This window comes from Nocardioides nitrophenolicus (assembly GCF_016907515.1).
Lineage (GTDB): Bacteria > Actinomycetota > Actinomycetes > Propionibacteriales > Nocardioidaceae > Nocardioides > Nocardioides nitrophenolicus.
Window position 1 is genome coordinate 228,083 of sequence record NZ_JAFBBY010000001.1, and the last position, 25,427, is coordinate 253,509.

General features: G+C 72.2%; 19 protein-coding genes. 9 read left to right on the forward strand and 10 right to left on the reverse strand.

The annotated features are described in order from the left end of the window. Window positions 1-35 precede the first annotated feature (35 nt). From JOD66_RS01105 to rpsA, 3 genes are all read right to left on the reverse strand, one after another. Window positions 36-1,385, reverse strand: a complete 1,350-nt coding sequence (locus tag JOD66_RS01105) for a PucR family transcriptional regulator (RefSeq protein WP_204835116.1) — start codon at window positions 1,383-1,385, stop codon at window positions 36-38. Between the two features lie 11 nt (window positions 1,386-1,396). Next, the gene (locus tag JOD66_RS01110; protein ID WP_204835117.1) at window positions 1,397-2,338 is read right to left on the reverse strand and encodes a helix-turn-helix domain-containing protein; all 942 of its coding nucleotides are present in this window, start codon (window positions 2,336-2,338) and stop codon (window positions 1,397-1,399) included. A gap of 414 nt (window positions 2,339-2,752) precedes the next feature. Further along, entirely contained in the window at window positions 2,753-4,231 is a 1,479-nt protein-coding gene (gene rpsA, locus JOD66_RS01115) for a 30S ribosomal protein S1 (protein ID WP_204835118.1), read from the reverse strand. A 148-nt stretch (window positions 4,232-4,379) separates the two neighbouring features. On the opposite strand from rpsA, the gene JOD66_RS01120 reads away from it, so the two are divergent. Next, window positions 4,380-5,225: a class I SAM-dependent methyltransferase gene (locus JOD66_RS01120; RefSeq protein WP_204835119.1), complete on the forward strand. Its 846-nt coding sequence runs from the start codon at window positions 4,380-4,382 to the stop codon at window positions 5,223-5,225. 21 nt (window positions 5,226-5,246) lie between these two features. Here the strand turns inward: JOD66_RS01120 and pgfA are convergent, their stop codons facing one another. Then, window positions 5,247-6,197, reverse strand: coding sequence for a cell envelope lipid trafficking protein PgfA (pgfA, locus tag JOD66_RS01125; RefSeq protein WP_204835120.1), 951 nt, complete (start codon window positions 6,195-6,197; stop codon window positions 5,247-5,249). A 156-nt stretch (window positions 6,198-6,353) separates the two neighbouring features. Here pgfA and JOD66_RS01130 point away from each other — a divergent pair, with 156 nt between their 5' ends. Further along, window positions 6,354-8,162, forward strand: a complete 1,809-nt coding sequence (locus JOD66_RS01130; protein ID WP_204835121.1) for a glycosyltransferase family protein — start codon at window positions 6,354-6,356, stop codon at window positions 8,160-8,162. Then, window positions 8,159-9,364: an acyltransferase family protein gene (locus JOD66_RS01135; protein ID WP_204835122.1), complete on the forward strand. Its 1,206-nt coding sequence runs from the start codon at window positions 8,159-8,161 to the stop codon at window positions 9,362-9,364. Before JOD66_RS01130 ends, JOD66_RS01135 begins: the two co-directional genes overlap by 4 nt. Here the strand turns inward: JOD66_RS01135 and JOD66_RS01140 are convergent. Then, window positions 9,259-13,365 carry an alpha-(1->3)-arabinofuranosyltransferase domain-containing protein gene (locus JOD66_RS01140; protein WP_204835123.1) on the reverse strand — a complete coding sequence of 1,369 codons (4,107 nt, stop codon included), beginning with the start codon at window positions 13,363-13,365 and terminating at the stop codon, window positions 9,259-9,261. The genes JOD66_RS01135 and JOD66_RS01140 overlap by 106 nt on opposite strands. A 92-nt stretch (window positions 13,366-13,457) precedes the next feature. Here JOD66_RS01140 and JOD66_RS01145 point away from each other — a divergent pair, with 92 nt between their 5' ends. Then, the gene (locus JOD66_RS01145) at window positions 13,458-14,645 is read left to right on the forward strand and encodes a glycosyltransferase family 4 protein (protein WP_204835124.1); all 1,188 of its coding nucleotides are present in this window, start codon (window positions 13,458-13,460) and stop codon (window positions 14,643-14,645) included. A gap of 86 nt (window positions 14,646-14,731) precedes the next feature. On the opposite strand, the gene JOD66_RS01150 is transcribed toward JOD66_RS01145, so the two are convergent. Further along, the gene (locus JOD66_RS01150; protein ID WP_204835125.1) at window positions 14,732-14,875 is read right to left on the reverse strand and encodes a hypothetical protein; all 144 of its coding nucleotides are present in this window, start codon (window positions 14,873-14,875) and stop codon (window positions 14,732-14,734) included. A 32-nt stretch (window positions 14,876-14,907) separates the two neighbouring features. After that, window positions 14,908-16,608: an MmpA family trehalose lipid delivery protein gene (locus tag JOD66_RS01155; protein ID WP_204835126.1), complete on the reverse strand. Its 1,701-nt coding sequence runs from the start codon at window positions 16,606-16,608 to the stop codon at window positions 14,908-14,910. A 75-nt stretch (window positions 16,609-16,683) separates the two neighbouring features. Here JOD66_RS01155 and JOD66_RS01160 point away from each other — a divergent pair, with 75 nt between their 5' ends. Beyond that, entirely contained in the window at window positions 16,684-17,916 is a 1,233-nt protein-coding gene (locus JOD66_RS01160) for an oligosaccharide flippase family protein (RefSeq protein ID WP_204835127.1), read from the forward strand. Between the two features lie 9 nt (window positions 17,917-17,925). Here JOD66_RS01160 and JOD66_RS01165 read toward each other — a convergent pair whose 3' ends face one another. Continuing rightward, window positions 17,926-18,936: an IS481 family transposase gene (locus tag JOD66_RS01165; RefSeq protein ID WP_204835128.1), complete on the reverse strand. Its 1,011-nt coding sequence runs from the start codon at window positions 18,934-18,936 to the stop codon at window positions 17,926-17,928. Between the two features lie 126 nt (window positions 18,937-19,062). Then, a complete protein-coding gene (gene polA / locus JOD66_RS01170; protein WP_204835129.1) occupies window positions 19,063-21,747 on the reverse strand; it encodes a DNA polymerase I in 2,685 nt (894 codons plus the stop codon). Between the two features lie 53 nt (window positions 21,748-21,800). On the opposite strand from polA, the gene JOD66_RS01175 reads away from it, so the two are divergent. Continuing rightward, window positions 21,801-22,226 carry a hotdog fold thioesterase gene (locus tag JOD66_RS01175; RefSeq protein ID WP_204835130.1) on the forward strand — a complete coding sequence of 142 codons (426 nt, stop codon included), beginning with the start codon at window positions 21,801-21,803 and terminating at the stop codon, window positions 22,224-22,226. A 3-nt stretch (window positions 22,227-22,229) separates the two neighbouring features. Here JOD66_RS01175 and JOD66_RS01180 read toward each other — a convergent pair whose 3' ends face one another. Next, window positions 22,230-22,808, reverse strand: a complete 579-nt coding sequence (locus tag JOD66_RS01180; RefSeq protein WP_204835131.1) for a GNAT family N-acetyltransferase — start codon at window positions 22,806-22,808, stop codon at window positions 22,230-22,232. A gap of 194 nt (window positions 22,809-23,002) precedes the next feature. Between JOD66_RS01180 and JOD66_RS01185 the strand changes: the two genes are divergently transcribed. Genes JOD66_RS01185 through JOD66_RS01195 form a run of 3 tightly spaced genes read left to right on the forward strand, consistent with a single transcriptional unit; the run spans window position 23,003 to window position 25,368 of the window. After that, window positions 23,003-23,794 carry an ABC transporter substrate-binding protein gene (locus JOD66_RS01185; RefSeq protein ID WP_204835132.1) on the forward strand — a complete coding sequence of 264 codons (792 nt, stop codon included), beginning with the start codon at window positions 23,003-23,005 and terminating at the stop codon, window positions 23,792-23,794. 9 nt (window positions 23,795-23,803) lie between these two features. Further along, complete coding sequence (locus JOD66_RS01190; RefSeq protein ID WP_204835133.1) at window positions 23,804-24,610, forward strand: amino acid ABC transporter permease; 807 nt, start codon at window positions 23,804-23,806, stop codon at window positions 24,608-24,610. Continuing rightward, complete coding sequence (locus JOD66_RS01195; protein WP_204835134.1) at window positions 24,607-25,368, forward strand: amino acid ABC transporter ATP-binding protein; 762 nt, start codon at window positions 24,607-24,609, stop codon at window positions 25,366-25,368. Before JOD66_RS01190 ends, JOD66_RS01195 begins: the two co-directional genes overlap by 4 nt. Window positions 25,369-25,427: the final 59 nt, after the last annotated feature.

Genomic DNA, 25,427 nt, shown 5'->3' on the forward strand with positions numbered 1-25,427 from the left:
ACCGAGCCGCGTTGGAGGAACCTCCAACGCCCGCCTCACAGTGCGCGCAGCGCCAGGAACAGGTCGACCCGGTCGGCCGTGGAGGCCAGCGAGCGGCCGGTCAGCTCCTCGACGCGCTTCATCCGGTGCCGCAGCGTGTTGATGTGGACGTGCAGCGCGTCGGCGGTCTCCTGCCAGCGCCCGCCCCCGTCGAGGAAGGCCCGCAGGCTGACCACCAGCTCGGTGCCCCGGTCCCGGTCGCTGTCGAGCACCCCACCCAGCACGGTGTGGGCCAGGGCCCGCAGGACGGCCGGGTCCTGGGCGGCGAGCAGCACCGCCGGGCTCGCGAGCTGCTCGTGGGTCAGCCAGCCCTCGACCCCGCGCGCCGCCAGGGCGTCGGCGGCGTGCCGGGCCTGGAGCAGGCTCACCCGCAGCTCGCCGGCCGCGGCCGCCTGGCCGACGCCGACGTAGCCGGCCACCGCTACCCGGGAGACGTCCTCCCCCACCAGGCACACGACGTCGTCGGCCCGCTCGACCAGCAGGTACGGCGCCAGCACGCTCGCGACCGCGTCCGGGGCCGCGCCCCGCACGACCAGGCAGCGCAGCCGGCGCTCGACCGGTACGCCGAGCAGCTCCAGGCGCGCGGTCACCGACGCCGCCGGGGCGCCGGTCGCGATCCACTCGACCACCTCCCAGGCGTAGCGCTGCTCGGTGGCGCGCACCGCCCGCTCCCGCTCCAGCTCGAGGGCGAGGAAGGGCATCGCGCTGGAGACCGCGGCCTGGACGTCGACGTCGAGCTCCGCGAGCGGGCGCGGCAGCACCAGCGAGGCGTCGGCGAGCCCCTCGCCGATCAGCGCGACCGGGCAGCCCGCCTCGGGGACCGGGCCGTGGGTCGTCGTACCGGCGACGACGGCGACCTCGATGCGGAGCCGGCGGCGCAGCACTCGCAGCACCGAGTCGACCCCGCGCTCTGCGCACAGCGCGGCCACGATCGCGCCGTGGTGCTCGAGCTGGCTGCGCAGCGGCGCCTCCCACTCGACCCGCTTGGCCGCTACGAACGCCTCGGCGAGCTGGACGAAGGGCACGGCGACGGGGACCACGAAGCAGGTCAGCCCGCGCTCGGTCGCCGCGGCGACCAGCTCGGCCGGCGGCTCGTCGGCCGGGAGCAGCCGGCCGAACCCGATCGCGATCGCCCCGGCGCCCGCGACCTCCGCCACCCAGGCCGCGGGCGTCTGGCCCAGCCGCTGCCACGCACCGGTCGTGAGCACCACCTCGCCGCCGCGCAGGAACTCCCCGGGGTCGGCGACCTCGATGCTGTGCACCCAGCGCACCGGCCGGTCCGTACGACCGGGGACCAGCACCTCGAGACCGAGCGCGGGGTCGTCGAGCAGCTCATGGAGCAGCACCTCTCCCCCGCTCAGCAGGCGAACTGGCGGCGGTAGCTCTGCGGGCTCACGCCGCGGACCCGGACGAAGTGGTGGCGCAGCGTCGCGGCATTGCCGAAGCCCACCTCGCTCGCGATCCACTCCACCGGCTGCTCGGTGCGCTCCAGCAGCTCCTCGGCGGCGTTGACCCGCTGCCGGGTCACCCAGTGGTGCGGCGTCGTACCGGTCTCGTCGCGGAACCGGCGAGCGAAGGTGCGCGGCGACATCAGCGCGCGCTTGGCCAGCGCCTCGACGGAGTGGTCCTCGGCCAGGTTCTCCAGGATCCAGGTCAGCAACGGGCGCAACGTGTCGGCCTCGCAGTCCGGCACGGCGCGGGCGATGTACTGGGCCTGCCCCCCGTCGCGGTACGGCGGCACCACCGCCCTCCGCGCCACGACGTTGGCGACCCCGGCGCCGTACTCCTGGCGCCAGATGTGCAGCGCGGCGTCGAGCCCGGCCGCACTGCCGGCGCCGGTGACGACCTGGCCAGCGTCGACGTACAGCACCTCGGGGACGACCTTGGCGAGTGGGTACTCCCGCTGCAGCCGCTCGGTGTGCATCCAGTGCGTCGTGCACTCGATGCCGTCGAGCAGCCCGGCCTGCCCGAGCACGAAGGAGCCGCTGCACACCGACATCAGTCGGGCGCCCCGGGCGTGGGCCGCGCGGATCGCCTCGACCACCGCGTCGGACGCGACCCCGCCCTTGATCGCCGGGATCGCGACCAGGTCGGCCTCCGCCACGCGATCCAGGCCGTGGGCCGCCTGCAGCGTGAAGCCCATGGAGGTGTGCATCGGGCGGTCGTGCTCGGCGCACACCGCGAAGTCGATGGCCGGCACGCCGTCCTCGGTGCGGTCGATCCCGAACGCCTCGCAGAGGATCCCCAGCTCGAACGGAGCGACGCCGTCGAAGGCGATCACGGCCACGTTGGTCAGCACCCGACCACTGTCGCAGCCGGCTGGCAGAAAATCAACGCATGCCGTCTTTTCTGCCACTGGTGGCAGGAATCTGATCAGAGCATGATTTCTGCCATGACCATCGCACTGATCCTCCTCCTGTTGCTCGCGGGCCTCGGCGTTCTCCTCGCCTGGGTCCGCCACGACGGGCTGCTCGTTCGCAAGCAGCCCGCCTGGTTCGACTGAGTCATACCGGCTCGCTGGACGTGCGGTTTGGTCCCAAACCGCAGTTCCGGGGGCCCGCGACGTTGCGGTTTGGTCCCAAACCGCATGAATTCGGCGCCTCTCGTTGCGGTTTGGGACCAAACCGCAACCAGGACAGCCCAAGAAAGAGCCCGAAGGCCCCGACCAAGCGGTCGGGGCCTTCGGGTTCTGCTGCGGTGAAGCCTCAGGCGATCAGTTGCCGCCGGTCAGCTTCTCGCGAAGCGCCTGCAGCGCCTCGTCGGACGCGAGCGAGCCGCCGCCGTTGGGGGCGTCCTCGGCCGGAGCGGAGGAGTACGAGCTCGCCTCGCCGGCCTCGATCTCGGCCTGCTTGGCGTCGGCCTGCTGCTTGACGTGGGCCTCCCAGCGAGCGTGCGCCTTGGCGTACTGCTCCTCCCACTTCGCACGCTGCTCGTCGAAGCCCTCGAGCCACTCGCCCGTCTCGGGGTCGAAGCCCTCGGGGTAGATGTAGTTGCCCTGGTCGTCGTACGTGGCCTCCATGCCGTACAGCGTCGGGTCGAACTCCTCGACGTCCGCCGCGGCAGCGGTCTCGTTGGCCTGCTTGAGCGAGAGGGAGATCCGGCGACGCTCGAGGTCGATGTCGATGATCTTGACCATGACGTCGTCGCCGACCTGGACGACCTGCTCCGGGATCTCGACGTGGCGCTCGGCCAGCTCGGAGATGTGGACCAGGCCCTCGATGCCCTCCTCGACCCGCACGAACGAGCCGAAGGGAACCAGCTTGGTGACCTTGCCCGGGACGATCTGACCGATCTGGTGGGTCCGGGCGAAGTGCTGCCACGGGTCCTCCTGGGTCGCCTTCAGCGACAGGGAGACGCGCTCGCGGTCCATGTCGACGTCGAGGACCTCGACGGTGACCTCGTCGCCCACGGTGACGACCTCGGACGGGTGGTCGATGTGCTTCCAGGACAGCTCCGAGACGTGGACGAGACCGTCGACGCCACCGAGGTCCACGAACGCACCGAAGTTGACGATCGAGGACACGACGCCCTTGCGGATCTGGCCCTTCTGGAGCTGGGTGAGGAAGCCGTGGCGGACCTCGGACTGGGTCTGCTCGAGCCAGGCCCGGCGCGACAGGACCACGTTGTTGCGGTTCTTGTCGAGCTCGATGATCTTGGCCTCGAGGGTCTGACCGACGTACGGCTGCAGGTCGCGGACCCGGCGCATCTCGACGAGCGAGGCGGGCAGGAAGCCGCGCAGGCCGATGTCGATGATGAGGCCGCCCTTGACGACCTCGATGACGGTGCCCTCGACGACGCCGTCGGCCTCCTTGATCTCCTCGATCGTGCCCCAGGCGCGCTCGTACTGGGCGCGCTTCTTGGACAGGATCAGGCGACCCTCCTTGTCCTCCTTCTGGAGGACGAGGGCCTCGACCTTGTCGCCCACCTGGACGACCTCGGACGGGTCGACGTCGTGCTTGATCGACAGCTCGCGCGAGGGGATGACGCCCTCGGTCTTGTAGCCGATGTCGAGCAGTACCTCGTCACGGTCCACCTTGACGATGGTGCCGTCGACGATGTCGCCGTCGTTGAAGTACTTGATGGTCTGGTCGATGGCGGCCAGGAAGTCAGCCTCGGAGCCGATGTCGTTGATCGCGACCTGGGGCGCGTTGTCGTCGTAGCTCGCGAGGGGCGTCGAGAGGGTGCTCGTCATGTAGTCGGTCAGTCCTTGAAGTGGGCAGATGTAGTCGGGATGATGCGGCTGGGGCCCGCCGCCGAGAGGGCAGGCGAGAACACAGACGTTCCAGAGTACGCGCCGCCCGACGCGCGAGTCCAACCGGCGACCACTATCCTCGGTCAGCGTGCAGGACGTCGAAGGCGCCACGGGCGCCGAGGCCTGGCCGCATCCCCCCGTCACGGCTCACCGGCGGGCGGCCGACGAGCAGGAGTCGCGGCGCGCCAACGGCGCCGACTGGGATCGGTACGCCGACGAGTACCAGGCGACCCACGGCGGCTTCCTCGGCGACATCGGCTTCGTGTGGGGACCGGAGGGACTGACCGAGGAGCGGGCCGGGATCCTCGGCGAGCTCAGCGGGCGCGACGTGCTCGAGGTCGGCTCGGGAGCCGGTCAGTGCTCGCGCTGGGTGCGCGCCCGCGGCGGGCGCGCGATCGGCCTCGACCTGTCCTACCGACAGCTGCAGCACTCCCGCCGGATCGACGAGGCCAGCGAGGTCGTGGTGCCCAGCGTGCTCGGCACCGCCACCGCGCTGCCCTTCGCCGACGCGAGCTTCGACGTGGTGTTCTCCTCGTTCGGCGCGCTGCAGTTCGTGGCCGACATCGACCTCGCCGTCGCCGAGACGGCGAGGGTGCTGCGCCCGGGAGGCCGGTTCGCGTTCTCGATCACCCATCCCACCCGGTGGATGTTCCCCGACGACCCCGGCGAGGAGGGCCTGACCGCGACCCAGTCCTACTGGGACCGCACCCCCTATGTCGAGGTCGACGACGAGACCGGTGCGACGGCGTACGTCGAGCACCACCGCACCCTCGGCGACTGGGTGACGCTGTTGGCCGGCCACGGCTTCCGGCTCACCACGCTCCTCGAGCCGGAGTGGCCCGAGGGACACGAGCGGCTCTGGGGCGGGTGGTCCGGGACCCGGGGCCGGCTCACGCCGGGCACGGCGATCTTCGGCGCCGACCTGCCGGGCTGACCCGGCAGGCCGGCCGACGGGTCAGACCCCGGCGAGGTCCTTGGTCTGCTCGCGGCGCGGCGCGTCGTCGCGCGAGCGCTTGCGGCCGAGCAGGACGCCGGCGAGCACCATCAGCGCGCCGCCGATCAGGCCGATCAGCGGCACGACGGTGGTCATCAGCGTCAGCATCGCGCCGTTGCTCTTGGCGTCCTTGCCGTTGCTGGCGATCTGGGCCTTGGTGAAGCCGATGCTGAGGTCGAGCACGGGGGTGCCGTCCTCGAGCCAGCGCTGCTGCTTCTCGGTCTGGTTGATGATCGACCCGGTGGCCGGGTGCACGTAGATCTCCTTGACCGAGCTGTAGGTGCCCGGCGTGTTCTCGGCGATCTCGATCGACTCCTTGGAGACCTCGGTCCTGAAGACGTAGACCTCGACGCCGCCGAGCTGCTGGGTGCGCTCGAAGGTCGCGTCGACGCTGCGGCCGAGCGTGCCCTCCCAGTAGGGATAGGTCTTCTTCTTGGTGTCGAACGGGAACTTGTTGACCAGGCCCTTGGTCGTGGTCGCCCCGGCCTCCTTGGCCGCCTTGGGCAGATCCGCCTCGGCGATGCCCTCGGCGCTGACCCGGTCGGTGGCGAAGATGTTGTAGCTCGCCGTCACCAGCTGGTCCTCCGGCAGCAGCACGGTGTTGGGGTCGGTCGGCTTGATGCAGTCGCCGCTGTCGCCGAAGGCCACGCACGACCACTGGGCCCAGACCACGTCGTCGTCGGTCGAGGCCTTCGAGTCGGTGCGGGTCAGGCTGATCGCGTGGATCGCGCGCGGCGTCATGTCGCCCGTCGCGGGGTCGATCTTGGCCGCCTCACCGGAAAGCATCGTCGTGGTGTCCACGTCGAGCGGGGTCTTCTTCACCGCCCCCGGCACCCAGGACAGGGCCAACACCCCGACGACCAGCAGAAAAGTACCGAAGCCGACCAATGCCGGCGCGACGAACTTGCGCATCACGCGCTCCCCTCCCAAGGAACGTGGTCGACCCTCCCATGGCGACCTTCCCGGCAGTATGGCATGCGTCACTCCTCATCGCCGCCCTCTCGGACCGACCGTGACGAAAGCGTTGCCGGTTCACCCAGCCACCGCAGTCCTGTCATAGTCACTGCCGTGTCCCGTCCCGCAGCCGTCTCCGAGCCGACCCGCCGCCGGTTCGTGCTCGTGGCGGGCTCGCTGGTCGTGGCGCAGCTCGCGTTCCGGGCGTGGGTCGTGCTGCCGGCGTACTTCTACGGCGACGACTTCCGGCTGCTGCGCGAGGCGAAGGACACCGGCCTCAGCGCCGGCTCGCTGATGACGCCGTACGACGCCCAGCTGATGCCGCTGGGCCGGCTGGTCGCCTGGCTGTGCTCGCTGCCGGCCACGCCGAGCTGGCCGCTGCTGGCGAGCACCCTCCTGGTGATGACCCTCGCCGCGTCGGTGTCCTGCGCCTGGATGCTGGTCACCCTGTTCGGTCGGCGCGGCCCCAGCCTCGTCCTGCTCGCGCTCTACGTGTCCTCCGCGATGACGGTCCCCGCCACGACCTGGTGGGCGGCCGCGCTGAACCAGCTGCCGCTCCAGACGGCGTTCTTCCTCGCCATCGGGTGCTGGGTACGCCACCTGCGCGGCGAGGGGAACCGCTGGTTGGCCGGCACCGTCGCCGCGCTGGTCCTCGGGCTGGCCGCCTACGTCAAGGCGCTGCTGCTGGTGCCGGTCCTCGCCTTCCTCGCCCTGGCCTACTTCGCCACCGGCGGCCCTATCCGGCGGCTGCGGACCGTGGTCGGCCGTCGCTGGCCCGCGGTCCTCGCGGCCGTGGTCGTCGGCGGCGGCTATGCGGCCTACTACCTCTCCCACGTCCCGTCCCTGGTCTCGGACGGCAGGCCCGGCCAGGCCGGAGCGCTGGCCGAGAGCATGCTCGGCACGTCCTTCGCCACCGGGGCGGCGGGCGGTCCCTGGCACTGGGATCCCGTGATCGCCCCGGCCGGCCTGGCCGATCCGCCGGCGGTCCTGGTCCACCTGAGCTGGGTGCTGGCCGCGCTGCTCATCGGCTACCTGCTCCTGCGTCGAGAGCGGACGCTGCGTGCCTGGCTGCTGCTCGGCTGCTACCTCGGCGCCGACTTCGTGCTGCTGCTCACCACCCGGACCCAGCAGGTCGGCGCGATCAACGGCGCGGAGTACCGCTATCTCACCGACGCGGTCTGCACCCTGGTGCTGTCCCTCGGGCTCGCGACCACCGAGCTGCGCGGAGCCCCGGAGAGCAGCCGGCCCCGCGCGACTCCCCTGCTCACCCGGCCCCTCGCCCGGCCGGCCGTGGCCGTGCTGGTGGGCGTCGTCGTCGCGTCCGGGGTCTGGAGCACGGTCCGGTACGCCGAGCTGTGGCACGGCGGCTACGCCGGCAAGCGGGTCCTCGTCACCGCACTCGCCGACCTCGACGCCGCGGGCCCCGTCGACCTGCTCGGCCAGAACCTCGCCAGGATCGGCATCCTGAACCCCGAGGAGAACCGCACCGAGGAGCTGCTGCCGCTGCTCTCCCGCCACGCCCGCTTCCCGGTCGCGACGGCCGATCCGATGCTGCTCGAGCCCGACGGGCAGCTCGTCGCGGCGGACGTCACCGCCGCCACCGCGACCACGCCCGGTCCCGTGGCCGGCTGTGGCTGGGCCCTCGCTCCGGGGAGGAGCGTCGCGCTGCCGCTGGGCTCGCCGACGATCGACGTCGGCTGGTGGGCGCGGGTCGACTACCTCGCCGGTGCCGACACCGGGCTGAGCATCCGGGCCGGCGACACCGAGCGCACCGTGGACCTGCAGCGCGGCCTGAACCGCGTGTTCGTCCGGCTCGACGGCGCGTACGACGAGATCGTCGTGAGCGGCACCGACCCGGGCGTGAGCGTGTGCATCGACAAGATCACCGTCGGTGAGCCGACGGCCGCGGGAGGTGACTCATGAGCACGACGGACGAGCCGGCGCCGCAGCGGTTCCCGGTGCTCGACACGCTGCGCGCGATCGGCGCGCTGGCCGTGCTGACCACCCACGTCGGCTTCTACGCGGGGACCTACACCGGCCACGGCTGGTGGGGCTCGCTGCTCTCGCGGCTCAACGTCGGCGTGGCCATCTTCTTCGTGCTGTCGGGCTTCCTGCTCGCGCGGCCCTATCTCGCGCGCGCCCTTCAGCGGCAGGCGCCTCCCGCCACCGCCCACTACCTGTGGAAGCGGTTCCTGCGGGTCTATCCGGTCTACGTCGTCGCGGTGGTCCTCACCCTGGTGGTGGCGCTTCCCGACAACGCCGACCTCGGCCCGCGTGACTGGGTCGTCACGCTGACGATGACCAACACCTTCCTCGACCCCGCGTTGCCGGCCGGGCTGAGCCAGATGTGGAGCCTCGGCGTCGAGGTCAGCTTCTACCTGCTGCTCCCCGTCCTGATGCTCCTCGCCACCGGGCGCCGCGAGCTGCGGGCCGGTCGGGTGTGGCTGGTCGTCGCGGCGATGACGGTACTCAGCGGGTGGTGGCACCTCGACGGCGCGACCCGCTTCGGCGGCCTCGGCGACGGCCCCAAGCTGCAGTGGCTGCCTGCCTTCCTCGGCTGGTTCGCGGTCGGCATCGCCTTCGCCCTGCTCGACGTCCAGCGCGCGGCCGGTGTGCCGTCCCGGCTCGGCCGCCGGCTCTACGCCCTCGGCGCCCAGCCCGGCGTGTGCTGGTCGCTCGTCCTCGGGCTCATGCTCGTCGCGACGACCCCGTTGGCCGGGCCCACCCTGCTGCTGCCGGAGACCCCGGTGGAGTCGCTGGTCCGCAGCCTGATCTACACCGTCGTCGGCGGGCTCGTGGTGCTGACCGGGATCGCGGCGGTGCCCGGCTCGGCGTACGCCCGGGTGCTGAGCGCGCCGGCGCTGCGCCATCTCGGGCTGACGTCGTACAGCCTGTTCTGCCTGCACCTGGTGCTGCTCGACGCGTTGGCGCCCCGGCTGGGCTTCGGCCTGTTCCAGGGGCACGGGCTGGTGCTGTGGCTGCTCACCGTGGCCGTCTCGCTGGTCGCGGCCGAGCTCGCCTACCGGCTGGTCGAGCGGCCGGCGATGCGGCTCAAGCGGCTCTTCCCGCTGCGCCGGCTGGCGTCGACGACGGCCAAGGAGACCAGCGGGACCAGCGGCAGGTAGCCGAGCCAGGCTCGCTCGCCGGCCCAGCCGGCACCGCTCCCGATCGGCCCGGTGACATAGCCGAGCGCGGTCACCAGCACCGGGACCGCGAGCAGCCACGGCACCGCCTCGGGCTGCCGGCGGCGCAGAAGCAGCGCCGCCGTGGTCGTGGCGATCCCGACCAGGAGGCCGACGGTTCCGGCGAGCAGGCCGGCGACGAGCAGCGACAGCGCGACTCCGGGGACCAGGCCCAGCCGCCACTCGTCGAGCGCCGGCGGGTCGCCGCGGCCACGCACCAGCACGGCGGCCGCGAGCCCCAGCAGGCAGGCCAGCCCCGCGAGCAGGCCCACGCGGTAGGCGGTGTCGGGCGCGAACCGCACCCGCACGACGCCCGCCTCCTCGGCACGGAAGCCCTGCTGCCAGCCGTCGACGACCACGGCCCGCAGCCGGTGCTCGCCCTGCCGGGCGGACCAGCCACGGTTCGCGTTCTCGCGCAGGACGACGACCTGGCCCGCGGCGTCGGCGTCGACCGTGCGCTCGACGGCCGAGCTGCCACCCAGCTCCCGTCCCCCGAAGCCCACCGGCTCGCCCGGGTCGTCGGTGGCGGTCAGGGTCACCGTGTCGGGGGCGAACGCGTCGGAGCGTGCGAAGGCGACGTCGAGGTCGCCGGCCGGCAGGTCGAGCGCGCCCGCCACGTCGCAGACCCGCGTCTCGACGGGGGCCCCGGACAGCAGCCCGGTCGGCGAGGCCGTCACGGACGTCGGCAGGAGACGCTCCCCGATGCGCAGCGTCGGGCCGGTGCCGCAGGGCAGCTCCACCGGCCGGTCGGGCAGGGCCAGGGGTAGGTACGGCACCCCGGTCAGCCGGACCTCGCCGACCCCGACCGGCGCGCCGTCGAGCGACCCGGTGCGCCCGGCGTCGACGACGGTCTCGCTCTCCAGCACCTCGATCGTCACCCGGTCGGCACGGGTCGTCGGGAGCGAGGCGTGGCCGCGGCTGTCGAGCTCGACCTGCTCGACGGTGCTGCGCGTCCCGTTCCAGAGCCGGACCTGGACCCGCAGCGGCCGGCTCGCGGCCGTCGACCGCGCGACGCTCAGCGTGATCCCGCTGACCGGGCGCACGCCGAGCCAGGCCAGCTCGATGGTGGGGCTCTCGTCGTCCGGCGCGGCCAGCCAGGCGGTGTCGACGGCGCCGTCGACCATCGCGACGGCACCCGCCCGGGGATCCGGTACGGCGGTCGACGACACCCGCACGGTCACCGGCTGGTCGCGCAGGATCAGCCCGTCGAGCGCCGCGCCGGCCCGCGGCACGGCGCCCGCCCGGACGTCGTAGGAGCGCGCCGCGGCCAGCGGGACCGAGCGCCGCAGCACCGGGCCGTCCTCGCCGGTCCGCGCGGTGCCGGCGGCACAGCGCACGGCGTCGGAGACCACCGCGCAGCCGGTGCGGCCGTCGCGGTCCGCGCGCAGCGACACCAGGTCCGGGCTCCCCCAGGCCGCGGGCAGCCGGGGCAGGTCGAGCACCCGGTCGACCACGAGCCCCGGCACCTCGACCTCCGCGAGGGCCAGTCCGGTCGGGTCGCCGACGGCCTCGACCCGCACCCACGGGGTCCGGCCCGCACCCGGCACGCTGAGCCGGCGGGCTCCGCCGGCACTGACGACGACCGGCTCGGAGGCACCGGTGGTGGTCACCACCCGCAGCCGCTGCCGGCCCACGCCCTCCGGCGTCCGCACCGTCACGACCGAGACCGACCGCGGCTGGTCCAGGTCGACCCGCCACCACGGATCCTCGTCGCCGAGGGCGGTGGACCAGGCGGTGTCGGGTGCGGCGTCCACCGCGGCGTAGGGCAGCCGCCCGCGCTCGCTCCCGCCGATCGCGGTGGCGTCGGACGCCGAGGACGACGCCGAGACCGACCGCGCCCCGACCAGCCGCGCCGTGGTCGACCACCGGTCGTCGCCGTTGCTGCCCGGCTGGAACTCGCGCACCCGTCCCGAGGTCCGGCGTACGTCGCCGGGCGCGATGGTCGCCGAGAGACCGTCGTGGATCCGGGCGTACTGGCGCTCCCGCATCCGCAGCCCGTCGGTCAGCGCCACCCGGCGCGGCCGGGTCCTCGTCTCGGCCGCGTCGACGTCGGTGGCGAAACGGACCGGCGCCTCCCCCACGGTGCCCTCGTCGAGCAGGTCGGCGAGGTCGTCGGGACCGCCGGCGAGGACGGTGGGCTCGGTGACCGTGCTCGCGGGACGGACCTGGCCGCCCACGGCGTAGACCTCGACGGCCGGGTAGGCCGCCTGCCGACCGCCGTCGAAGACCCGGCGCTGCCCGTCGACGTCGTCCTCCGCGGGGCCGCCGACGTCGGGCCCGAAGGACGCGACCCGCGCCAGGCCCGGCGACTGGGCGAGGGCCTGGTGCACGAGCGCGGGACTGGGGATGTCGTCGGCCGCGCGCAGGTCGTTGCGCACGACGAGGTGCCTGATGCCGGCGCGCCGCAGCGCGGCGGTGAGCCCGGCCGACCCATGACCCTCCGCGAACCGCCGCTCGATGCCGTCGAGGAGCCGCAGGAAGCCCGGCTCGGCGAGGTTCCCGACGCTGCGCACCGCCCAGCGGGAGTGGGCGAGCCACTGGAACGGCTCGTCGCGCGGATCGCCCCACAGGTAACGGCCGAAGGGCGAGCCGGGCACGAGGAGGGTGCTGTCGGAGGCGGCGTTGCGGTCGACCCAGGCCGCCGCCTCCTGCCAGTACTCCGGGATGCTCTCGATCGGACCGCTCGGCTCCACCCGGCCCGCCACGGCCGGCGTCGCCGCACCGACCACGCTGAGCGTCACCGCGGCCACCAGGATGCCCGCGTTGACGCGGTCGCGACGCGGCACCGTCCGCGAGCGCCAGGCCGCGACGCAGCGGTCGACGACGAAGGCCAGCCCCAGGACCAGCGGCAGTCGCAGCACCAGGTCGAACTTGTGCACATTGCGCAAGGGGGCGAGGACGCCGTCCAGGGCCGCCGCGACATCCGGCGCGAACCAGCCCTGCACCGCGCCGTGGTGACCCGCGGTGACCATCAGCACCCCGGACAGCAGGCCCAGCACCAGGAACGTCCGGTGCGGCGTACGCCGGTCGAGCAGGCCGACCAGGCCGACCAGCACCACCACTCCGCTGTAGATCGCCAGCCAGGACGTGCGGATCAGCTCGTTGCCGGCCACGGACGTCAGGTCGGCGTAGGGCACCCAGTCGGAGGTGCCGCGCAGGGTGTCGAAGAGCGTGGTCGGGAAGGTCGTGACGGCAGCGGTCTCGGTGAAGTCGAGGAAGGGCGGGCTGTAGGCGCCCATCACCAGCAGCGGCACGATCCACCACGCCGTGGCGAGGCCGCACAGCGGCAGCCACCAGCACAGCAGGGCCCGACGGCGCGGACCACCCGTGCGGGTGAGGATCCACAGCAGGGCCAGGGGAATGACCGCGAACGACGCGGCCGCGTTGACGCCGCCGACCATCGCCACCGCGACGGCCGACCAGGCCGCGGCGCGGCGTGGCGAGCCCGCCTCACTGCCGCGCACCAACGGCAGCAGCACCCACGGCGCGACCGCGCTCGGCCAGACCTCGACGGAGATCGGGCCCAAGGAGGTGAGCATCCGCGGCGAGAGGGCATAGGCGAAGCCCGCGACCAGGCAGGCCAGGTCGGTGCGTACGCCGAGCAGCCGCGCCAGCCGGGCCGAGCCGGCCATCGCGACGCAGAGCACCAGGGCCTGCCACAGCCGCTGGACCACCCAGCCCGGCAGGTCGAGCAGGCCGAGCAGCAGGAAGAACGGGCCCATCGGCCACAGGTAGCCGTGCGCCTGGTTCTGCACCTGACCGAAACCGCCCTCGCCGTCCCACACGTGCAGGGCCCGTGCGAGCCAGTCGGCGGGCGCGGTGACCAGGTCGAGCTTGGTGTCGGGGACGATGAACCCCGGCGTCTGGACGAAGGCCAGGCCGATCAGCACGACGCACGCGGCGAGCAGACGGGTCCGCCGGATCGGCGTGCGATTGACCGGCACGCGGCGAGATTACAGGCACCGAGGCGCCCGCCGGCCGAGCGCGACGCGCGGAGCGGCGGCAAAACGGCGGATCCGGGCTAGACTCCGCTGCCATGGAGGTTTGGGAGGACCTCCGGGGGAGGGACGTCGTCGTTCTCAGCTGGCGCGATACGCGCAATCCTGAGGGCGGCGGTGCGGAGCTTTACCTGGAGAAGGTCACACAGGGTCTGATCGCGCGCGGTTGCCGGGTCACGGTGTTCACCGCTGCGTACGACGGAGCGCCGGTCGACGAGGTCGTCGACGGCATCCGCTACGTGCGCCGGGGCACCAAGCTCACGGTCTACCTCGAAGGCATGCGCGCGCTGCGGCGCGGCGACCTGGGCGATCCGGATGTCGTCGTCGACGTGCAGAACGGCCTGCCGTTCTTCACCCGGCTGGTCACCCGCAAGCCCGTCGTCGTCCTCGTCCACCACGTGCACCGCGAGCAGTGGCCGGTGGTCTACCCCGGTCTCACCGGTCGTGTGGGCTGGTGGCTCGAGAGCCGGTTCGCGCCCTGGCTCTACCGGCGCAGCCGCTACGTGTCGGTGTCGGAGGCGACCCGCGAGGAGCTGGGTGAGCTCGGCGTCGACCCCGCGCGGGTGACCGTCGTCCACAACGGCACCGAGCCCGCGCCGCTGACCGCGCCCGGCAAGTCGCCGACGCCCCATGTCGCCGTGGTCGGCCGGCTGGTCCCCCACAAGCAGGTGGAGCACGCCATCGACGCGGTGCTCGCGGCGCGGGTCGTCTACCCCGACCTGACCCTCGACATCGTCGGCGACGGCTGGTGGCGCGACGAGCTGCACGCCTACGCCGCCGCACGCGAGGCCGGCGACGCGGTGCGCTTCCTCGGCCATGTCGACGAGGAGACCAAGCACGACGCCTACGAGCGCGCCTGGCTGCTGCTGCTGCCCTCGCTCAAGGAGGGCTGGGGCCTGGTGATCGGAGAGGCGGGCATGCACCACACGCCCGCGATCGCCTACCACTCCGCCGGGGGCACCCGGGAGTCGATCGCCGACGGCGTCTCCGGCGTCCTGGTCGACGACAAGGTCGCCTTCACCGCGGCGCTGATGGAGCTGCTCGGCGACGACCGGCGACGCCGGGAGCTCGGCAAGGAGGCGCTGTCGATGAGCCATGCCTATTCGTGGGAGCGCGCCCAGGACGGCTTCGCGCAGGTGCTCTGCGACGTCATCCACCGCCGCCGTCCGCTCCGCTCGCTCCGTTCGGCCCGACAGCGGGAGCGGGTGCCGGTCGGCCGGCGCTGAGCGCCCGGCCACGAGAACGAGGAAGCGCCCTGGAGCCGAGGCTCCAGGGCGCTTCTCCGTTGGCTCGTCGTGGTCGACGAGACCGACTACTGGGTCGAGCCGTAGTCGATGCCGACCTTGCTGACGTTGGCCGGCGACTGGTCGGGCGTCGACGTCTGCGCGTCGACGACACCCCAGATGGTCGCGAGTGCGACCACACCGCCCACGACGATGCTGGCAAGCGTTCCCATGTGTTCCCTCCCTCAAGGTTCGCGCCAGCGTATCAGGGCGGCGGGGCCGGCGCCCGCTCGCGCGCGCGTCTCCTTAGCAGACCGGCCGCGGCGACCGACAGCAGCCCGGCGTACGCCGTCCAGGCGACCGCCATCGCGAGCCGGTCCGTCGTGGCGACGGGGCGAGGATCGGGGCGGCCGGGCAGCACCGTGACGCTCAGCTCGGGTCCGTCGATGACGGCGTCGCCGGCGACCGCCGGGACGTCGGCGGCGCCCGGCGCCGAGTGGTCGACGACGACGGCTCCGATGCCGAGGTCCAGCAGCCGCCGGGCGCGGGCCTCGGGACCGTCGGCCGCGAGCGCCTGTGCGGCGGCCGGGACCAAGGGGTCCTCCCCCGGGATCGCCGTACCGGACACGGGGAGCACGTCGCTGGCGACATAGGGGCGGCCGAGATAGCGCCCGAGCGGGTCGAAGGTGGTGCGCTGCCCGTTCCAGGAGGGGCGGCGGAAGGCCGAGAGCGGCAACACGAGGAGCAGTCCGTCGGGATCGGCGGCGTGGAGTGCCGTCCGGGCCTGGCCCCAGGCCGTCGGGTAGGTCGCCGGTGCGAGCCGGTCCGCGCTCCCCCAGGCCGCGTCCGGGAGCAGCACGACCGGCAGGAGCAGCGCGGTCAGACCGGTGGCCGCGAGCGCCGCGCGGGTGCGCGCGAGACGGTCCACGAGGACGCCGATCCCCGAGGCGACCAGGACGACCAGCAGCGGCGCGCACAGGGCCAGCATCCGCGCCCCGTCGCGGAGGACGCCCCCACCTGGCAGGTGCGCGCCGAGCCAGCCGAGCGCGCCCGGCAGCAGCCAGCTCGCGGTCGCGATCCCCCAGCCCACGCCCCAGCAGGCCAGCAGGGCGGTGCGCTCCCGCGCCGCACTGTCGTGCCACCAGCGCCGCGCGCCCAGCGCTGCCAGCCCGCCCAGCACGAGCAGGCTGACCCAGCCCGCGACGCCGGCACGTGAGTCCGGCACCACCTCGGCGTTCCAGATCCCGCCGAGGGTCAGCGCCGCCAGTGGCCCGGGCACGCCCCCCTCACCGTGCAGCGCGAAGAGCTCCGCACCGACCGGGTCGGTGGTCGCGCTCGACGCATGGAGCGCGCCGGCCATCAGCCAGGGCGCGTTGGCGGCCGCGAGCACCACGACTAGCACCCGCGTGCGACCGCGCCCGGCCGCCGCGGCGAGCGCGACCACCGCCGTCGCCAGGCCGGCCGAGGCGGACAGGCTGCCCAGCGGCAGCAGCACCAGCAGGACCGGCGGGAGCCGACCCTCATCGCGCCAGCGGCGGGCCGCGACCAGCACCCAGGGCAGCAGCGCGTAGCCCACCAGGACCGGCCAGTGACCGATCAGCAGCCGCTCCACGACGTACGCGTTCCACTGGTAGAGCCCGATCGCGGCGAGTCGAACGAGCAGCCGTCCCGACACCAGTCTCGCCGCACCGAGTCCGCCCGCCACGAGCGCGCCGAGCAGCACGATCCGCTGGAGCACCAGGCCGGGGACCACCTCGTCGAGCACCGCCACTACCGCGTCCGACGGGACGGCGCGCGGCAGGCCGGAGCCGAGACCGAGCACGTCGCGGGTCACCGCGAGATCCGGCACCCACACCATGTCGTAGCTCAGTACCGCCCCCGCTCCGAGCGCGGGCCCGAGCAGGAGCACGGCCAGCGCCACGGACCAGGCGAGACACCAGCGCCCGGCCGCTCGATCGCTCAGCATCCCTCGCCCTGCCCTCCTCGCCGCGAATCTACCGTGGGTTCACCGGGTTCACGGCCCACGCCCTAATCTGCTCTGGTGACGACCACCTCTCACCCCACAGGCTCACGCCTGACCCGGCTGCTGCGCAGCAGCGCGGGCATCGCGATCGCGATGGCGGTGATGAACGTCGGCACCTACGGCTTCCAGATGATCTCCGCGCGCCTCCTCGGCCCGGGACAATACGGAGCGCTCGCCGGCGTCATGGCGCTGATGATGGTGCTGTCCGTGCTCCAGCTCGGGCTTCAGGCCACCTCGGCGCGGCGGATCGCCGCCGACCCCGCACACGTCGCGGCCGTAGAGGCGGCGGTGCTGCGCACCGGGTGGCGCACCGCGCTGGTCCTCGGCACCGTGACCGTGCTCGCCGCTCCTCTGGTGACCAAGCTGCTGCGCCTCGACGGGCTGCTGCCGGCCGTCCTGCTGGGACTGGCGGTCGTGCCGACGACCGTGATGGGCGCCCAGGCGGGCGTGCTCCAGGGCGAGCGCCGCTGGTTCCCGCTGAGCCTGGTCTACCTCTCGGTGGGTGTGCCCCGGGTGGCCCTCGGCCTCGCCTTCCTGCTGGTGTGGCGTTCCGAGAGCAGCGCGATGCTCGCCATCCTGGTATCGACCTGGGTGCCCGTGCTGGTCGGCTCCTGGGCGCTCGGACGTCACCCCCGGCGGTCGTCGAGCGTGTCCGAGGTCGAGATCCGCCGCGACGTGCTGCGCGAGACGCTCGGCAGCTCGGTCGCGCTGCTGGCCTTCTTCGCGATGGCGAATCTCGACATCGTGGTCGCCCGCAGCATCCTCGACGAGCACGACGCGGGCCTCTACGCCGGCGGTCTCATCGTCACCAAGGCGGTGCTGTTCCTGCCCCAGTTCGCGGTGGTGGTGCTGTTCCCGTCGATGTCGACCGACGGCGAGAGCCGGAGCGCGATCGCCAAGGGGCTGGTGTTCCTCGGCACCCTCGGCGCGGCCGGCGTCGCCGCGACGTACCTGCTGTCCGGCCTCGCGCTGGTCTTCGTCGGCGGCGCGGAGTATTCCGGCGTCCAGGACCGGCTGTGGATCTTCGCGGCGCTCGGCGCGCTGCTCTCGCTGCTCCAGCTCCTCGTCTACGCCGGACTGGCGACCCGCGGCGTCGCGACGAAGTACGTCGTGGGCATCGGCGCGCTCGCGCTCGTCGGGCTCGGCGCGACCTCGTCGAGCATCACCGGCCTGGCCATCACCGTCGGCTGCGTGGACCTCGCGGTGCTGCTCCTGCTGATCGCGCTGCAGGTCGTGCGGCACCGCCGCTAGACCGCCTCCCTAGTTGTGATGTCCAGCCAGGTTGTTCAACCTGGTGATGGGTGCGTGCTTCCCGATTGCTGAGTGGGGCCGGTGGTGGTTGTACTCGTGGATCCATGCTGGCAGAGCGGCCAGGCGGGCTGACTCGGAGTTGTAGAACTTCTTGAACGCCCAGCCTTCGGCCAGGGTGCGGTGGAAGCGCTCGATCTTCCCGTTGGTCTGTGGCCGGTAGGGCCGGGTCTTCTTCGGCTTGATGCCCAGCTCTTTGCAGGTGTCGCGCCACAGGTGCGACTTGTAGCAGCTGCCGTTGTCGGACAGGACCCGCTGGACGGTGACACCGCGGTCGGCGAACCAGGCGACCGCATTCTTGAGGACGTCGGTCGCGGTCTCTTTGGTCTCGTCTTCGCGGGCCTCGACGTAGGCGACGCGGGAGTGGTCGTCGATGACGGTGTGCAGGTAGCAGGTGCCGACGAGCGGGTTGTGCCACTTGTTGCGGGGTTGACCGGTCCGTTCGACCGTCGTGGACCGATTTCGGTAGCCCTGCTGGCGCCCGACGTAGCGCCAGCCACCGCCGTCGGGGATCTTGCCGAGCTTCTTGACATCGACGTGGATCAGGTCGCCCGGCTTGTCGTGCTCGTAGCGGCGGATCGGTTCCCCGGTTGCTCGGTCGACATGGGAGAGCCGGTTGAGGCGACAGCGGACCAGGACCGCGTGGACTGTCGATGCCTGCATCCCGAGCCGGTCACCGATCTGGACCGGCCCGAGTCGCTGTTTCCACCGAAGGTGCACGATCTTGCGCACCACCGGTGCCGGCGTCCGGTTCGGCTGACGGTGTGGGGCTGAGGACCGGTCGAGCATGCCCGCGGCGCCCTCGTCGCGGTACCGGTCGGCCCACTTCTTCGCGGTGCGCCACGAGACGTCGTAGCGCTCCGCAGCGCGCGCAGGTGACCAGCCCTGGTCAACGATCAGACGCGCGAGTCGAAGACGGGCGCGAGGGGTCAGGGCCGCGTTGGCATGGGTAGCGTGGGACACGAAGGCCTCCTTTGGTGGCGGAGCGGTTCCTTAGACAGCTCCACTCCACACCCGGGAGGCCTTCGCCCTTCTACCGATCAGATCGTGTCGTCGCAGGATCTCGACCAACGTGCCGGGACATCACACCTAGTGCGCCGCCTCGTGCCAGCTGCGGCCGGTGCCGACGGACACGTCGAGCGGGACGGTGAGGTCGGCGGCGCCGGCCATCTGCTCGCGGACCAGCGCGTCGAGCGCGTCCTGCTCGCCGTCGGCGACCTCGAACACGAGCTCATCGTGGACCTGGAGCAGCATCCGTGAGCCCAGGCCAGCGTCCTTCAGCGCGGCGTCGGTGCGCAGCATGGCGACCTTGATCAGGTCGGCCGCCGAGCCCTGGATGGGGGCGTTGAGAGCCATCCGCTCGGCTGCCTCCCGGCGCATCCGGTTGTCGCTGGTCAGGTCGGGCAGGTAGCGGCGCCGGCCCATGATGGTCTCGGTGAACCCGGTGCGCCGGGCCTCGTCGACGACGCCGGCGAGGTAGTCGCGGATCCCGCCGAAGGTCTCGAAGTAGTCGTCCATCAGCGCGCTGGCCTCGCGCGGCTCGATGCCGAGCTGCTGGGAGAGCCCGAAGGCGGACAGGCCGTAGGCGAGGCCGTAGTTCATCGCCTTGATCTTGGCCCGCATCTCGGGCGTGACGGCGTCGGGGGCGACGTCGAAGACCCGGGAGGCGGTCTCGGCGTGGAAGTCGCGCCCGGAGCGGAAGGCCTCGATGAGCAGCTCGTCCTCGGAGAGATGGGCCATGATCCGCATCTCGATCTGGCTGTAGTCGGCCGTCATGAGCGAGGCGTAGCCGCCGCCGACCACGAAGCTCTCGCGGATCCGGCGGCCCTCCTCGGTGCGGACCGGGATGTTCTGCAGGTTGGGGTCGGTGCTGGAGAGCCGGCCGGTCGCCGCGATGGTCTGGTGGAAGGTGGTGTGGATGCGGCCGTCGGGCTGGACCGTCTTGAGCAGTCCCTCGATGGTCTGCCGCAGCCGGATCACCTCGCGATGGCGCAGCAGGTGGAGGAGGAACGGGTGCTCGGTCTGCTTGAACAGCGCCTGCAGCGCGTCGGCGTCGGTGGTGTAGCCGGTCTTGGTGCGCTTGGTCTTGGGCATGTTGAGCTCGTCGAAGAGCACGACCTGGAGCTGCTTGGGCGAGCCGAGGTTGATCTCCTTGCCGATCACGGCGTACGCCGCCTCGGCCTCGGCGCGGACCTCCTCGCCGAAGTGGGCCTCCAGTCCCTCGAGGTGCTCGACGTCGATGGCGATGCCGGTCTGCTCCATGCGGGCCAGGACGCCGACCAGCGGCATCTCGACGTCGGTCAGCAGACCACGGCCGCCGGCCTTCTCGACCTCGTCGGCCAGCTCGGCGGACAGGTCCAGCGCGGCCCGGGCCTGCACCATCGACGCCTTCGCCAGGTTGGCGTCCTCGTCGAAGAGCATCCCCTGGTCGTCGTCCTCGGCCACCGCGAGCTCGCGGTGCAGGTAGCGCAGGCTGAGGTCGGCGAGGTCGTAGGAGCGCTGGTCGGGGGCCACCAGGTAGGCCGCCAGGGCGGTGTCCTCGACGACCCCGGCCAGCGCCCAGCCCTGGGCCGCCAGGGCGTGCACCGGCCCCTTCGCGGCGTGCAGCACCTTGGGCCGCGCGGCGTCGGCCAGCCAATCGGCGACCGCGGCCTCGTCGGCCGGGGACAGCGTCGCCAGGTCGACGTACGCCGCGCGGCCGTCGGCCAGCGCCAGGCCGAGCCCGTCGACACGGCCGGTGCCACTGCCCCAGGTGCCACGCACCGCCAGGCCGATCGTCGCGGCGCCGGCCTCGGCGAGCCAGCCGGCCACGGCGTCGGGCGCCAGCGTGGCGCCGTCGAGCTCGACACCGGTCTCGACCGGCACGTCCTGGCCGGGCGCCACCACGTCGAGGATGCGGGTGCGCAGCTCGCCGCGGAACTCCAGCTCGTCGAGCAGCTCCAGCGCCGCGGCCCGGTCCCATTCGCGCAGCACCAGGTCGTCGATCACCACCCCGAGGTCGAGGTCGCGCACCAGCGCGTTGAGCCGGCGGTTGCGGATCACGTCGCCGAGGTGCTCGCGGAACGCCTCGCCCTTCTTGCCGGTGATCTTGTCGGCCTGGGCGATCACGTTGTCGAGGCCGTCGTAGGTGTTGATCCACTTCGCGGCGAAGCCGGCACCCACGCCCGGCACGCCCGGCAGGTTGTCGGACTGCTCCCCGACGATCGCCGCGAGCTCGGGATAGCGGTGCGGCGGGACGCCGTACTTGTCCTCGACGAAGGCCGGCGTCATCCGGGACAGGTCGGAGACCCCCCGCATCGGGTAGAGCACCGTGGAGCGGTCGGTCACGAGCTGGATCGAGTCGCGGTCGCCGGTGAGGATCAGCACCTCGAGCCCGCTGGTCTCGTCCTTGAGCGCCTCGGTGACGAGGGTGGCGATGATGTCGTCGGCCTCGTAGCCGGGGTGCTTGATGTAGGTGATCGAGAAGCTGTCGAGCATCCGCTCGATGAGCGGGAGCTGGCTGCTGAACTCGCCGGGGGTCTTGTTGCGCTTGGCCTTGTAGTCGGCGTACTCCTCGGTGCGGAAGGTCTGCCGCGAGACGTCGAAGGCGACCGCGACGTGGGTGGGCTGCTCGTCGCGCAGCACGTTGACCAGCATCGAGGTGAACCCGTAGACCGCGTTGGTGTTCTGGCCGGTCGCCGTCGAGAAGTTCTCGACGGGCAGGGCGAAGAAGGCGCGGTAGGCCAGGGAGTGGCCGTCCAGGAGAAGCAGTCGCGGGCGAGTCGTCTCCGTCATTGGCTGAGGCACCCGGCGACTCTACCGAGGACCGCCGACTAACCTTCAGACCCATGACGACCATCGACGAGATCGCGGACTTCATGCGCGCCCACATGGGCGCGCTCAACGAGCGGATGGGCATCGAGCTCGTGGAGGTCACGGCCGACCGGGTGGTCGCCACGATGCCGGTCGAGGGCAACACCCAGCCCTACGGCCTGCTCCACGGCGGCGCGTCGGTGGTGCTCGCCGAGACGCTCGGCTCGGTGGCGGCCGCGATCCACGCCGGGGCGGACCGGTACGCCGTCGGCACCGACATCAACGCCACCCACCACCGCTCGGCGACCTCCGGCATGGTGACCGGCGTCGCGACGCCGCTGCACCGCGGCCGGACCATGGCCAGCTTCGAGATCGTCGTCAGCGACGACGCCGGCCGGCGGGTGTGCACCTCGCGGATCACCTGCGCGCTGCTCGAGCGCGACCCCAACCCGAAGGGCTGAGCGTCACTCCGGCAGGACGAGGCGCTCGGCGCGCGCCCGGCGCAGCGAGCGCCGGGCGGCCAGCACCCGGCTGCGGCTGCCGTCGACCCCGGCCTGCTGGCGCTGGGGCGACACCCGGCTGCGCAGCAGGGTGGTCGGCGCGATCCGGTACATCACGACCGGGGCCAGACCGAGCCGGGCCATGAACCGGTTGGACTCGCGCGAGGAGTGCGGGACGGCGGTGACGACGTGGAGGATGCCGTTCTCCTCCGCGAACGCGGTGGCGGCCTCCATCAGGGCGTGGCCGACGCCGTGACGCCGGCAGGCGTCGAAGACGCGCGGGTGGATCGACTGCACGCAGGGCTCGAGGTTGAGCGGCGAGAGGGTCGTGATCCGCAGGTAGACGGCCCCGGCCACCTGGCCGTCGTAGTCGACGACGACGAGGCGCTGCTCCGGCGAGGCCGCGGCGGCCTTGATCACCAGCTCGACATCGGCGACCTGGTCGGCGGGGTCGGCACGGCGCACGGCATCGCTCCAGAGGTCGGCCAGCACGGGCGCGTCCTCTCGCGTGGCGATGCGCGTCGTCAGCGAGTAGCGACTCATCCGACCCTCCGTTCACGCCCCCCGACGAGACCGCTCGGTCCCGAACGGTCAGGCGGCAACCTTACGCTCACCCGGACCTGCCCGACAGGGGGATCCCGCAAGTCCGTTTTCAGTAAAGGATCAATCTCGGATCCGAGAAATGTGCTCCAGGCCACGCCTTCAGCGACCCCGGGAAGCGGCCTAGAGTGCCGCTCATGCAGAAGTCGCGCAGCACCGTCCTGGCCCTGACCGTCCTCGCCTCCCTCGCGCTCGGCGCCTGCGGCTCGGAGGACAGCGCCAAGTCCGCCACCGGCGCGGACCTCGTCAAGAAGGACACCCTCACCGTCTGCTCGGACGTCCCCTACCCGCCGTTCGAGGACTTCGACAAGTCCAGTGACACCGGGTTCAAGGGCTTCGACGTCGACATCGTCTCCGAGGTCGCCAAGCGACTGGACCTGAAGCTCACGATCAAGGACTCGTCCTTCGACGCCCTGCAGAGCGGGCAGGCCCTGAACGCCAAGCAGTGCGACCTGGTCGCCTCGGCCATGACCATCACCGACGACCGCAAGAAGAACCTCGACTTCTCCGACGGCTACTACGACTCCAAGCAGTCCTTGCTCGTGCCGGTCGACAGCAAGATCGCCTCGATCGCCGACCTGAAGGGCGTCAAGGTGGGCGTCCAGCAGGGCACCACCGGCAAGACCTACACCGAGGAGAACGCCAAGGGTGCCGAGGTGGTGACCTTCCCGAGCGACGCCGAGATGTTCCAGGCGCTCAAGGCCGGCCAGGTCGAGGCGCTGCTCCAGGACCTCCCGGTGAACCTCGACCACACCACCGACGGGCAGTTCAAGGTCGTCGAGACCTACGACACCGACGAGCAGTACGGCCTGGCCATCAAGAAGGGCAACAGCCAGCTGGTCGAGGACGTCGACGGCGCCCTGGAGGAGATGCACTCCGACGGCACCTACGACAAGATCTACGACCAGTACTTCTCGACCGAGAACTGATAGCACGCCGTGACCCGCAGGCAGCGAGCGCTCCTCGTCCAGGTCTCGCTCTACGTCATCCTGGTCGTCGCCGCGGTCGCGTTGGTCCTCGTGGCCGACTGGCCCACGATCCGGGAGAACTTCTGGAACAAGGACGGCGTCTCCTGGGCCGACGGCAACTGGGGCGACCTGATCACCATCGGCCTGGTCAACACCGTCAAGTACACCGCGATCGCCTTCGCCGGCGGCCTGGCCCTCGGCCTGCTCCTGGCACTGATGCGGCTCTCGCCGGTCGCGCCCTACCGATGGCTGGCGACGGCGTACATCGAGTTCTTCCGGGGCCTCCCGGCCCTGGTGGTCATGATCTTCATGTCGACCGGCCTGCCGATCGCGTTCGGCTGGTCGCCGCCCGGCGGCACCATCGGCGCGGGCCTGATCGGCCTGATCATGGTGGCCGGCGCCTACATGGCCGAGACCCTGCGCGCCGGCATCCAGGCCGTGCCGAAGGGGCAGAGCGAGGCCGCCCGTTCGCTCGGCATGCGCCCGGGCGCGACGACCGTCAAGGTGGTCCTCCCCCAGGCGTTCCGGATCGTCATCCCGCCGCTGACCAACGAGTTCGTGCTGCTGATCAAGGACACCGCGCTGCTGTTCCTCCTCGGCGCCGCCGCCGACCAGCGGGAGCTGACCTCGGTGGCCCGCGACTTCCTGTCCAGCGGCCCGTCCACCGGCACCGCCACCAGCCTGATCCAGGCCGCGCTGCTCTACCTGATCATCACGCTGCCGCTCACCCAGCTCGTCGCCTGGCTCGAGCGCCGCCAGAGGAAGGCCGTCCGATGAGCGCGTCCCCGAAGCCAGAGCCCGGGTCCGTGCCCGCCATCGAGGTGCGCGGGCTGCACAAGCACTACGGCCGCCACGAGGTCCTCAAGGGCATCGACTTCCACGTCGAGGCCGGCCAGGTGGTCTGCGTGATCGGTCCCTCCGGGTCCGGCAAGTCCACCCTGCTGCGCTGCGTCAACCGGCTCGAGGAGCCGTCGGCCGGCGAGATCCTGATCGAGGGCGTCGACATCTGCGACCGCAAGGTCGACCTCGACGAGGTGCGTTCGCGCATCGGCATGGTGTTCCAGCAGTTCAACCTGTTCCCGCACCTGTCGGTCCTGAAGAACCTCACCCTGGCCCAGCGCAACGTGCGCGGGCGCGGCAAGGACGAGGCGGTCCAGATCGCCCGGCAGAACCTGGCGAAGGTCGGCCTCTCCGAGAAGGAGTCGGCCTATCCCGCACACCTGTCCGGCGGCCAGCAGCAGCGGGTCGCGATCGCCCGCGCGCTGTCGATGAACCCCGACATGATGCTCTTCGACGAGCCCACCAGCGCCCTCGACCCGGAGCTGGTCGGCGACGTGCTCGGCGTGATGAAGGAGCTCGCCCAGGAGGGCATGACGATGATGGTCGTCACCCACGAGATGGGTTTCGCGCGCGAGGTCGGCGACAAGCTGGTCTTCATGGACGGCGGGGTCGTCGTCGAGGAGGGGCTGCCGGTCGAGGTGCTGAGCAACCCGCAGCACGAGCGGACCCAGTCCTTCCTCTCGAAGGTGCTCTGAGCCGGCGGAGAACGACACGAAGGCCCGGGCGGAGTGCATCCGCCCGGGCCTTCGCTGCG